A 9,623-nucleotide genomic window follows, 5' to 3' on the forward strand; every position below is an offset into this window, starting at 1 on the left:
ACGCCGGCCGGGCCCGCCGTGACGATCACGCCGGGCAACGGCAGCCGCGGCGCCGACCCGTCGAAGGGCATCACGGTCACCGCGTCGGGCGGCACGCTCAAGAACGTCAGCGTGCACACCGCGGGCGATCCCGTCACTGGCGGCTACTCGGCCGGGAACACGAGCTGGCACAGCACGTGGGCGCTCGACGTGTCGCAGTCCTACTCGGTGACCGTGACCGCCGCCGCGAGCAACGGGAGCACGGTGACGAAGACAGCCGCGTTCCGCACATTGACGCCGGCCTCGACGTTCACCACCGAGATCCTCGAGGGAGCTGGCCAGAGCTACGGCGTCGGGATGCCGATCATCTTGTACTTCAGCCAGCGGATCACGAACAGGGCCGCGGTCGAGCGCGCGCTGCAGGTCAGCACCTCGAAGCCGGTGATCGGCTCCTGGTACTGGGACTATCCCTGCAACATGGCCGCCACCTGCGCCTACTTCCGGCCCCGCGACTACTGGCCGGCCGGGACGACAGTGAGCTTCACCGGGCACCTCAACGGGGTCGAGGGCGCGCCAGGCGTCTACGGGCACCACACGCTGACCCAGACGTTCGGCATCGGCCAGTCGGTGATCGCGGTCGCGAGCACCCGGGCGCACCGGACGAAGATCTACGTCGACGGCAAGCTCGCGTATGACTGGCCGATCAGCTCGGGCAAGCCGGGCGACGACACCCCAGACGGCAGCTACCTGACGATCGAGAAGGCGAACCCGGTCGAGATGAAAGGCCCCGGGTACGACCTGTCGGTGCCGTGGTCGGTGCGGTTCACGTTCAGCGGCGACTACTACCACGACGCCTACTGGTCGGTCGGTGAGCAGGGCTTTGAGAACGTGAGCCACGGCTGCGTGAACCTGGCCCCCGCCAACGCCGAGACCTATTACAACCTCGCGGTGCCCGGCGACCCGATCACGATCGGCGGCAGCCCGCGGGGCGGCACCTGGGACAACGGCTGGACGATGTGGTTCCTGTCCTGGTCGCAGTACCTGAAGGGCAGCGCGCTGCACGAGGCGGTGGAAGCCGGGCCCGGCGGCAGCACGTTCGTCAACCCGGCGACGCTGCCGCCGGACACGGCGAAGGCGCCGCTGCAGACCGCCGCGGCGAACAACAGCGTCTAGCCCCGGGCCCGCACCGGGAGCCTATCGGGCAATGCGGGCGGTATATGCTGCTGGGTGTTTCGAACGGCCGGAAATCAAGACGCTGAGGAGATTCATGACCGGCGAGTCGTCCAACGGCGAGGAATTGCTTCGTCGGCTGAATACCGCCGTAGCGCACCCCGCTCGCATTTATGACGTCTGGCTGGGCGGCAAGGACAACTACCCGGCCGACCGGGCGGCGGCGGCGGCGGGCCTGGAGGCCTTTCCCTCCACGATCTCCTCGGTCCGCGCCAACCGCGCGTTCCTGGCCCGCACGGTCGAGTACCTGGCCGGGGATAAGGGCATCAGGCAGTTCCTCGACATCGGGACCGGGCTGCCGTCGGCGAACAACACACATGAGGTCGCGCAGAAGACCGCGGCCGAGTCCCACGTCGTCTACGTGGACAACGACCCGGTGGTCATGCTGCACGCCCAGGCGCTGCTGACCAGCAGCGCACCGGGCGTGACCAACTACATCGAGGCCGACCTGCGCGATCCGGGAACGATCCTCGCCGAGGCCGCGCGTACGCTGGACTTCACCCAGCCGATCGCCGTCATGCTCCTCGCGATAGTGCAGTTCGTTTCCGACGACGACCATCCTTACGAAATCGTTAATTCCCTGATGGATGCCGTTCCGCCGGGAAGTTTCCTGGTTCTTTCGCAAGTGGCGAGCGACATCTTCCCCGAGGAACTCGCGGCGTTCGCCCGCGCTTACAACGAGCGGTCCAGCGAGAAAATCACGCTGCGAAACCGCGAGGAGGTCGCGCGCTTCTTCACCGGGCTGGACCTGGTGGAACCCGGGCTCGTTCAGGTGTCGCAATGGCGTCCGCGATCCGAGTTGGAGGCCTCCGCCACGGACACATTGTGGTCCGGGGTCGCGCGCAAGACCGCCTAGGCGATCCTGCGGCGCGACCCCCGCGACTCTAGGCGGACACGAGGTCGCAGACGAAGATGAGCGTCTCGCCCGGCTTGATCCTGTTCCCGGCGCCGCGGTTGCCGTAGGCCAGGTCGGGCGGGATGATCAGCTGCCGTCGGCCACCGACCTTCATTCCCTGGATGCCCTGGTCCCAGCCCGCGATGACCTGCCCGGCGCCCAGCCGGAAGCTTAGCGGCTCGCCGCGATTCCAGCTCGCGTCGAACTCCTCGCCGGTTGAGTAGGCGACCCCGACGTAGTGCACCTGGACGGTGTCGCCGGCGCTTGCGACCTTGCCCTCGCCCTCCCAGATGTCGGTGATCTCCAGCTTCGCGGGCGGCTCGCCCCCGGGGAAGTCGACCTCCGGCTTGCCTGCGTGCATATCGCTCTCCCTCATCTGGCTACGCGACTCACCCACCTTATGGCTAGGCTCGACCGCGGAGGTGCCATGGTGCGGATTGTGGTGACCGGCGGCGCCGGGTTCGTCGGGGCGCGGCTGGCTCGGGAACTGCTGAAAGCGGGCGAGCTGAGCGCGGCGGGCGCGCCGCCGCAGCCGCTGTCCACGGTGACGCTTATCGACCGGGTTCCGGTCCCTGACGACCTGGCCGCCGACGACCGGGTGACGGCGATCCGCAGCGAGATCACCGAAGTGACCCCGGAGATGCTCGCCGGGGCCGACGTGATCTTCCACCTGGCCGCCGCGGTCAGCGGCGAGTCCGAGGCCGACTTCGACCTGGGCCTGAGCGCGAACCTGCGCGGCACCGAGGTGGTGCTGGCGGCCTGCCGGACGCTCGGCACCGCGCCGGTGGTGGTGTTCACCAGCTCGTACGCGGTGTTCGGCGGCTCCGCGGAGCACCCGATGCCGCCGGTGATCGTGGATCAGACGCCGCCCAACCCGCAGACCAGCTACGGCACGCAGAAGGCGATGCTCGAGCTGCTGCTCGCCGACTACACCCGCAAGGGCTTCCTGCACGGCCGCGCGATGAGGCTGGCGACGGTCTCGGTCCGCGCCGGCCGCCCCAACACGGCCGCGTCCAGCTTCCTGTCCGGCATCATCAGGGAACCGCTGGCGGGAGTCCGCTCGGTCGTCCCTGTCCCGCCGGAGACGGAGGCCGCGCTCGCCTCCCCCGCCAAGGCCGTCGCCGCGCTGATCCGCGCGGCCACCGCCACCGACGAGGAGTGGGGTGACAACACGGCCGTCACCATGCCGTGCCTCACGACGACCGCCGCCGAGATGGCCGCCGCCCTGGAACGGATCGCCGGCCCCGAGGTCAGCGCCCTCATCGACTGGGTCGAAGACCCGGTGGTCGCCAAGATCGTGCTCGGCTGGCCCGCCCGCGTGCAGGCGGACCGCGCCGCCCGGCTCGGGCTGACCCCGGATCCGGACGTCGACTCCATCATCAACCGCTACATCGCGGAGTCGAAAATTCAGTTATCCCGAACGGACTCGTGGTGACTCAGGTCCCGCCCTGGCGAGATCTTCGGGGTTGCTGGCCGAGACGGGCGGGGGCTGGGAAGATCGTCGGGTGGTACCTGAGGAGATCCATGACTTCTTCCTGGCGGGCGGCGGGGTCGCCGGCGCGCTGATCGGACTGCTGTTCGTCGCGATCTCGGTCTCCGCGCCGCGGCTGGCGCGGCAGGGCCACGAGGCCCAGCTGCACCGCGTACGCGCGTCCGCGGCGCTGACCGCCTTCCTCAACGCGCTCGTCATCTCGCTGTTCGCACTGATTCCCGGCCGGAAGATCGGGTTGACCGCGGTGATCGTCGGGTTCCTCGGCCTCATGTTCGTGGCGGCCGCGCTGCTGTCACTGTGGCGCGTGCGCCACGCCCGCTGGGCCACGGCGCGCGACGCGGCGTTCCTGCTCGGGCTGGTGGTCGTGTTCGTCGTCCAGATGATCACGGGGGTGCAGATCATCGCCCAGCCAGCCGGCTCCGGCAACGTGAACCAGATCGCGGTCCTGGTGATCGTCTGCTTCCTGATCGGGATCGCCCGGGCGTGGGAGCTGATCGGCGGCCCGTCGATTGGCCTGACGCGGGAAGTCACCGCCATGATCAGCGGGCAGAACCACGAAGCCGCCGAGCGCGAGGACGGCGAGCCGCCGCCCTCCTGAAGCGGGCCGGCGCCGGCCAGTCCGCGGTCAGTCCTCCCCGGAGAACCGCTCCCACGCCGCCTGCTTCGACACGCCGAGCGCCTCGCCGACGCGAGTCCAGCTGACACCCCGGTCGCGCAGCATGCCGACGTGGTTGTGCAGGGCGGCGTCGACCTGGGACACCACCGCCTGGAGCCGCCCCAGGTTCGCGAGCAGCGCGTCGTCGGGCTGCTCGTCCCAGCCGCCGACCCGGGGCGCCGGATCCTCAGCGATGATGAGGCTGCACAGCTCCACGCATTCGTTGCAGATGTAGACGCCGAGCCCCGCGACCAGCTTGGCAACTGAGTCTTTGTCCTTGAGGCAGAACGAGCAGCACACGCTGTCCACCCGGCTGGCGTCCGCCGTCGAGCTCTGAGATCCAGTCATGGCGTCAAGGTATTCCTGACGGCCATGCCGCGTCAAGGCTTCCCTGACGGGCTACCGGCCTGGTGCCGCCCGGACGTACCTGTTGCCGCGACGTTAGCTCCCGCCTCTCCTTTCACACAGACCACATGCATCACAATTTCCGACCTCGTCACGGTGTTGACGCTTTATTAAGCGTTCGGTATACATCTTGCATTGCTGGTGCATGTCGGACGGCAGTCCTGAACGAAGCCATAGGGGGCTTTGATGGACGATACCCGGGTCACTTCCACACATCTTTCCCGCCGGCTAAGAGTCCTGGGTAGCGCCGCGGCCGGCGCGGTCCTCGCCGCCGGCCTGGCGGCCGGGTGCAGTTCGGGCGGCGGCAGCAGCGCCGCGTCCGCCGCGTCCGGCACTCCCCTGACCGTCTGCGAGATCGCCGCGACGTCAGGCCCCTTCGCCCAGCTCGGTGACAACGACGAGCTCGGGGCGACCGCCTGGGCGGCCATGGTCAACAAGGCCGGCGGCGTGCTCGGCCACAAGATCACCCTCGTGCAGGAGAACGACGCCTCCGACCCGGCCACGGCCGCGGCTCTCGTCCGCAAGTGCGTGACCCAGGTCCACGCGAACTTCATCTTCGGCCCTGAGGAGACGGCGACCGCCAGCGCCGCGGTGCCGATCGCCAACCAGCTGAAGGAGGTCACGCTCGGCTGGCAGTCGGGCTGGGCGGGGCAGGGCATCAGCGCCGCCAACCTGACCTCCTACGCGTTCCCCGGGATCGGCAACGTCTTCTTCGCCGATGACCTGGCCACCGTCACCCAGCTCATCGTCCCCCGGCATTACACGCGCGTGGCGGTCATCGAGGACAACGCCCCCGGCGGTCTCGGCAACACGCAGTACGTGCAGAGCCTCGCGAGCCAGAACGGGTACAGCGTCGTGGCCTCGCAGATCACCAACCCGGGAGCGACGGATGACACGCCGCAGGTCCTCAACCTGCTGAAAGCCAACCCGCAGATCATCGTCCTCGGGCTGATCCCAGGTCCCGATACGATCACGTTCATCAAGGCGGTCCGGGCGCAGAACCCGACCATCCCGATCAGCGAGTGCTCCGGATGCGCCACGTCGACGTTCGTCAACGCCGTGGGCGGCGCGACGGCCATGCAGGACGTCTACATGATCGGCACGCCGGAGAACGTGCTGAGCGCCATCCCGTCCAACTCGACGAGCGCGCCCGCGCTGGCGGACACCAGGGCGTACATCGCGGCCATGAAGGCGGCCGGCCTTGGCTCGGCCAACGACATCTCCGAGGGCGGCGAGGGCTGGGACACCGGCAGGGAGCTGACCGCCGCCATCGAGTCGGCCAAGTCGACCTCGCCTGATGCCGTGAAGAACGCCCTCGCGCATCAGGCGCTGGTCACCGGCGGTATCCAGGCCTACTACTGGCAGCGGTCGCCGTCCAACTACGCGAACATCACCCAGATCTACTCGGCAGTGGTGACCGTGGGCGCCGACGGGTCCTTCAACGTCCTGCCGCACGTGGGGAACTGACGGGTGCCGCCAGGCGGCGCGGCCCTGGAGGTCGACAGCGTTTCCGTCAGCTACGGCAAGTTCGTGGCCGTCGAGTCGGTGACGTTCTCCGTCCGCGCCGGCGAGTGCGTCGCCGTCATCGGCCCCAACGGTCACGGGAAGTCGAGCCTGGTCACCGCCGTCGCCGGCCTCGTCCGCCGCGGCGGCACGGTCCGGGTGTTCGGTGAGGCGCTCCCGGTCGGCAACCCCAGGGCCGCGGTCCTGGCCGGCCTGGTCCTCGTCCCCGAGCGGCGCCACCTCTACCCCGAGCTGACGACGCGGGACAACATCATGCTCGGCAGCTACAGCCGGACCCGGCGGCTCCGCGCCAGCCAGGCGTGGGACGACGTCTCCGGGGTCATCGACATGTTCCCCGAGCTAGGGCGGCTGCTCGAGCAGAAGGCGGGCACGCTGTCGGGCGGCCAGCAGCAGATGGTCGCCCTCGCCAGGGCGATGGCGGCCGCGCCGCGGATCCTGCTGCTCGACGAGCCCTGCCTCGGCCTCGCCGAGGCCGTGGCCCGCCGGGTCTACGACTGGCTCGGCGAGATGACCGCGACCGACATGACCATCCTGCTCGTCGAGGAGAACCCGGCGCACGCCATCCTGGTCGCCGACCGGGTCGTGCGCATGTACAAGGGCCTCGTGGGGGGGCCGGAGGTCACATCGCCGTGAGCGAGTTCCTCAACCTCCTCGCCGCGGGTCTCACGTCCGGGGCCATCTACGGGATCTTCGGTGCCTGCCTGGCGGTGTGGTTCCGGGTGTGCAACGTGCTGAACCTGGCGGTGGGCGACTTCGCCATGCTCGGGGCCATCGGCACCGCGCGGCTGGTGCAGACCGATCACCTGCCGTTCGCCGCCGGCGTCGTGGTCGTCCTGGCGGCCGTCGGGCTCATCGCCTGGATCTTCGACCGGGTCGTGCTGCACATCGCCTTCGACCGCGGCTTGGGCGCGCACGGCATCGTGGGCGTCTTCTTCTACACGTTCGGGCTCTCCCTGATACTCGAGGGGGCGGCCAGGGCGGTCTTCGGGACGGACGTCTACAGCGCGCCGGCGATCTGGCCGGGGCCGGCCCTCGCCATCGGCGACGTCCATGTGCAGCGCGCCGGCGTCCTGGTGATCGCGCTCGCCATCGTGAGCGGGCTCATCCTGTGGGCCTACCTGCGCTTCACGGTGTCCGGGCGGGCGGCGAGCGCCTGCGGCGAGAGCGTCCTCGGCTCGCGGATCGTCGGCATCGACAGCGCCATGTTCCGGCGGCGGATCTTCATCATGACAGCGGCGCTCGCCGCCCTCTTCGGCGTCGTCGAGTCCCCGCTCACCGGGTTCACCTACCTGAGCGGCCCCACGATCAGCCTGATCGGGGTCGTCGCCGCGGGGTTCGCGGCGTTCAGGAAACCTGGCCGCGCCGTGCTGGCCGGCCTGGCGATCGGCGTCACCGAGGCCATGCTCGGCGGCTATGTCAGCACCACCTACAACGACGTCCTGCTCTACGCCATCCTGTTCGGCATCATCATCCTCCGGCCCGAAGTCCTGGGGCTCGGCGCGGAGCCTGCGTAGGGAAGGGAGGCACCCGCCATGTCAGAACCGGCCGCGGCGGATCGCGGCACGATCGACTCGTCGGCGGCGACGGGTCCGGCCGCCACGGCTGCCTCCTCCGCCGGGCCGCCCGCGGCACCGGGGGCGGCCGCGCACCGGGTACGCCGCCATGACCCCGTCCCCCTCACCGCCACCGTCGTGATCACCGTCCTCGGCGGGCTCATCCTTGCCGCGATGAACGGCTCCTATCTCGGCCTCACGGTGACCACCGGCGTTGCCTACGCGGTGGTGACCGTCGGGATGGTCCTGCAACTCGGCTACAGCCGGCAGCTGGCCTTCAGCCAGTCTGTGTTCATGGGCGTCGGCGCCTACGGGACAGGCGTCCTCGAGACGAAGTACGGCTTCAGCTCGCTCGAGAGCCTGCTCGCCGTGATCGCGCTCGCCGCGGTGGCCTCGCTCCTGATGGGGGCGGTCGTGACCAGGGCGCCAGGACTGGCGCTCGCGCTTGCGACCCTGCTCCTCCCGCTGTTCGTCTACCAGCTGGCGACGGACTCCGGCTGGCTCGGCTCGTTCTCCGGCATCGACGGCGTGCTGCCGTTCTGGAACGGGCCGGACTACGAGTCGACTCTCGTCAGGTCCGGGATCATCTCGGTGCTGTTGCTCGGTCTCGCGGCAGGGCTCGTGCTCCGGGTGATACGTTCCGGGGTCGGCCTCCAGCTCATGGCCATGGCCTCCGACGAGCGGCTCGGCGAGTCCATCGGGGTAAGCCTCCGGCAGCGCCGCCTGGAGGTGTTCGTCCTCGGGTCGGTCCTCGCCGCCGTCGGCGGCGCGGTCCTCGTCAGCGCCCAGGGACTGGTCACACCCGACGTGCTCAGCGAGACCGCCGAGATCACGCTGCTCCTGATGCTGTTCGTGGCCGGGCGCAAGAGCGTCGTCGGCGCGATCCTCGGGGCCATCGTCATCGAGTACCTGACCACGAGCACGTCGTTCATCAGCACGAACATCGGCATCATCGAGGGAATCGCGCTGCTGGTCATCCTCCTCGTGGAGCCCGACGGGGTAGCGGGGGCGGTGGCCCGGCTCCTCGGCCGCAGGACGGACCGCTGGGCCGAGTCCCTCCGGTCGTGGAGCGCCGGACGGTTCCGGCCGGGAGGAGGCGGGAACGGTGCCAGAAACGCCGCCTGAGGCAGCCGCGGCCGACGGCTCAGGGACGGCGCCGGGGACGCTCGGCGTCGGCGCTCCCGTGGTGCTGGCGTGCTACGACGTCACGAAGAGCTACGGCGGGGTCGTGGCGGTCGACTCGGTGTCCCTCGAGGTTCCCCGCCGGGGCCTGTACGGCCTGTGCGGCTTCAACGGAGCCGGCAAGTCGACCCTGTTCAACCTGCTCGCGGGCTCCGTCCGGGCCGATTCCGGCAGCGTGCGGATCGACGGGCAGGACGTGACCGGATGGTCCGCCATGCGCAGGGCCCGCTCTGGAGTGGCCAGGACGTGGCAGACGGTTCGCCTCGCCCACGGACGGACGGCGGTCGATAACGTGGCCGCCGCCTGCCTGCGCGACCCGGGTCAGTGGGTAGTCGGATCGCTGTGGAGACCCCAGGCGGCGGCGGCCAGGGAGCGGGCCTGGGCCGCCCTGGAGAGCCTCGGCATCAGTGACCTCGGCGCGCGGCTCGTCGACGGGATGACCCTCGAGGCGCAGCGGCTGACCGAGCTAGCCAGGGCGCTCGTCAGCGAACCTAAGGTTCTCCTCGCCGACGAGCCCGCCTCGGGCCTGTCCGCCGCCCAGCGGACCGTGCTCGCCGATGCCCTCACCGCCGTCAGCAAGGATCGCGCGGTCGTCGTCGTCGAGCACGACCTCGACATGCTCACGTCCGTCAGCGAGCACATCTGGGCCATGGTGGAGGGGCGGCTGGCGTACTCGGGCGACGTCGAGACCTTCCGCTCCTCGCCGGT

General features: G+C 69.9%; 11 protein-coding genes. 9 read left to right on the plus strand and 2 right to left on the minus strand.

All coding sequences use genetic code 11. The annotated features are described in order from the left end of the window. A partial coding sequence (locus WA805_RS07295; protein WP_425241953.1) for an Ig-like domain-containing protein occupies positions 1-1,152 on the plus strand: 1,152 nt, incomplete at its 5' end. 94 nt (positions 1,153-1,246) lie between these two features. Next, positions 1,247-2,065, plus strand: a complete 819-nt coding sequence (locus tag WA805_RS07300; RefSeq protein ID WP_422273343.1) for an SAM-dependent methyltransferase — start codon at positions 1,247-1,249, stop codon at positions 2,063-2,065. Positions 2,066-2,093: 28 nt separating this feature from the next. Here the strand turns inward: WA805_RS07300 and WA805_RS07305 are convergent, their stop codons facing one another. Then, positions 2,094-2,465: an FKBP-type peptidyl-prolyl cis-trans isomerase gene (locus WA805_RS07305; protein WP_422273363.1), complete on the minus strand. Its 372-nt coding sequence runs from the start codon at positions 2,463-2,465 to the stop codon at positions 2,094-2,096. Between the two features lie 66 nt (positions 2,466-2,531). On the opposite strand from WA805_RS07305, the gene denD reads away from it, so the two are divergent. Together denD and WA805_RS07315 are read left to right on the plus strand one after the other, a co-directional pair. Then, positions 2,532-3,539 carry a D-erythronate dehydrogenase gene (gene denD, locus WA805_RS07310; protein ID WP_425241954.1) on the plus strand — a complete coding sequence of 336 codons (1,008 nt, stop codon included), beginning with the start codon at positions 2,532-2,534 and terminating at the stop codon, positions 3,537-3,539. A gap of 70 nt (positions 3,540-3,609) precedes the next feature. After that, complete coding sequence (locus WA805_RS07315; protein WP_422273347.1) at positions 3,610-4,194, plus strand: hypothetical protein; 585 nt, start codon at positions 3,610-3,612, stop codon at positions 4,192-4,194. 27 nt (positions 4,195-4,221) lie between these two features. Here WA805_RS07315 and WA805_RS07320 read toward each other — a convergent pair whose 3' ends face one another. Further along, positions 4,222-4,599: a ClpX C4-type zinc finger protein gene (locus WA805_RS07320; protein ID WP_425241955.1), complete on the minus strand. Its 378-nt coding sequence runs from the start codon at positions 4,597-4,599 to the stop codon at positions 4,222-4,224. Between the two features lie 243 nt (positions 4,600-4,842). On the opposite strand from WA805_RS07320, the gene WA805_RS07325 reads away from it, so the two are divergent. From WA805_RS07325 to WA805_RS07345, 5 genes are all read left to right on the plus strand, one after another. Further along, positions 4,843-6,123, plus strand: a complete 1,281-nt coding sequence (locus WA805_RS07325) for an ABC transporter substrate-binding protein (protein WP_425240784.1) — start codon at positions 4,843-4,845, stop codon at positions 6,121-6,123. 3 nt (positions 6,124-6,126) lie between these two features. After that, entirely contained in the window at positions 6,127-6,813 is a 687-nt protein-coding gene (locus tag WA805_RS07330) for an ATP-binding cassette domain-containing protein (RefSeq protein ID WP_422273353.1), read from the plus strand. Next, the gene (locus tag WA805_RS07335; RefSeq protein ID WP_422273355.1) at positions 6,810-7,694 is read left to right on the plus strand and encodes a branched-chain amino acid ABC transporter permease; all 885 of its coding nucleotides are present in this window, start codon (positions 6,810-6,812) and stop codon (positions 7,692-7,694) included. The genes WA805_RS07330 and WA805_RS07335 overlap by 4 nt, the downstream gene beginning before the upstream one ends. An 18-nt stretch (positions 7,695-7,712) precedes the next feature. Then, positions 7,713-8,858, plus strand: a complete 1,146-nt coding sequence (locus WA805_RS07340) for a branched-chain amino acid ABC transporter permease (protein WP_422273357.1) — start codon at positions 7,713-7,715, stop codon at positions 8,856-8,858. Beyond that, positions 8,839-9,623 (plus strand): ABC transporter ATP-binding protein (locus WA805_RS07345; RefSeq protein WP_425239424.1); only part of this gene is annotated, 785 nt, incomplete at its 3' end. The genes WA805_RS07340 and WA805_RS07345, both read left to right, overlap by 20 nt.

Source organism: Trebonia sp. (assembly GCF_049794275.1).
Classification (GTDB): domain Bacteria; phylum Actinomycetota; class Actinomycetes; order Streptosporangiales; family Streptosporangiaceae; genus Trebonia.

What these genes read in the sequence shown, in the direction of transcription:
- WA805_RS07300 (WP_422273343.1), top strand. Translation starts at nt 1,247, where the DNA reads ATGACCGGCGAGTCGTCCAACGGCGAGGAATTGCTTCGTCGGCTGAAT.
- WA805_RS07305 (WP_422273363.1), bottom strand. Translation starts at nt 2,465, where the DNA reads ATGCACGCAGGCAAGCCGGAGGTCGACTTCCCCGGGGGCGAGCCGCCC.
- denD (WP_425241954.1), top strand. Translation starts at nt 2,532, where the DNA reads ATGGTGCGGATTGTGGTGACCGGCGGCGCCGGGTTCGTCGGGGCGCGG.
- WA805_RS07320 (WP_425241955.1), bottom strand. Translation starts at nt 4,599, where the DNA reads ATGACTGGATCTCAGAGCTCGACGGCGGACGCCAGCCGGGTGGACAGC.
- WA805_RS07325 (WP_425240784.1), top strand. Translation starts at nt 4,843, where the DNA reads ATGGACGATACCCGGGTCACTTCCACACATCTTTCCCGCCGGCTAAGA.
- WA805_RS07340 (WP_422273357.1), top strand. Translation starts at nt 7,713, where the DNA reads ATGTCAGAACCGGCCGCGGCGGATCGCGGCACGATCGACTCGTCGGCG.